This window comes from Vibrio sp. 10N.222.48.A3 (genome assembly GCF_041475345.1).
GTDB classification, from domain to species: domain Bacteria; phylum Pseudomonadota; class Gammaproteobacteria; order Enterobacterales; family Vibrionaceae; genus Vibrio; species Vibrio tasmaniensis_A.
This window is the reverse complement of sequence record NZ_JBFRVX010000372.1, coordinates 1-726: the sequence shown is the minus strand read 5'-3', so window position 1 is coordinate 726 and position 726 is coordinate 1. Positions and strand designations below refer to the sequence as shown.

The following is a 726-nucleotide window of genomic DNA, read 5'->3' as shown; positions in this document are numbered from 1 at the left end:
GAGGGAAGACTTGTAATTATTTTCCTACAAGGAGAATCGAAAGTATAATGAACACCCATTCTAACCTTTCGCCAGAAGACCTGCTAGGTGAGGCTTTACGATCTTTAGAGCACTGAACTGGAACTTTAACGTTTTCTAGATTAGCGCATGATAGCTGAAAATATCCGATGAGTTCACGAATTCGATGATTAAAGCGATCAATAACATGATGATGGATATGCTCGCGGCGATTTCTCGTAAAGATTACGAAGATCGACGTCGACGCCAAAAGGAAGGCATAGATAAAGCTAAGACAATGGGCAAGTATCGAGGAAGAAGGCCCGATTTAGAGTTGCACGAACAAATCTACAAACTTCGAGTTCTTAAGGAGATGAGCATCAATGAAACAGCTAAGTTTGTGGGAGTGTCACCACGAACGGTCGTTCGTGTCGTCAAAAGAATGAGAGTTGAGCGTAACGAGAGCTAGGCATGTCTCACATCAAGTTGGGCCGGAATCGAGCAATTTTATAGCAGAAAGCGAAGTGATAGCGCTATTCGTGAGGGTTGTCTTCGTAAAGCAGGAGCCTCGCCCTTAAACTAGCAAGGCTTTATACTTTCTCGGCTAATGAGAAAGTTGTGCTAGTTCGTCTTTATTCAATCCTGTGACATCCATAATGGCTTCCTGATCTAGACCATTAAGCATCATCTTGCGCGCCATCTCCTTGAGGGCTTCTTGGCGTCCTTCTT

Annotated in this window: 1 pseudogene; it reads left to right on the top strand. The window is 43.8% G+C overall.

The features are described from left to right. Positions 1 to 157 precede the first annotated feature (157 nt). Positions 158 to 466: pseudogene (locus AB4653_RS11625) on the top strand (serine recombinase); the annotation flags it as partial. Positions 467 to 726: the final 260 nt, after the last annotated feature.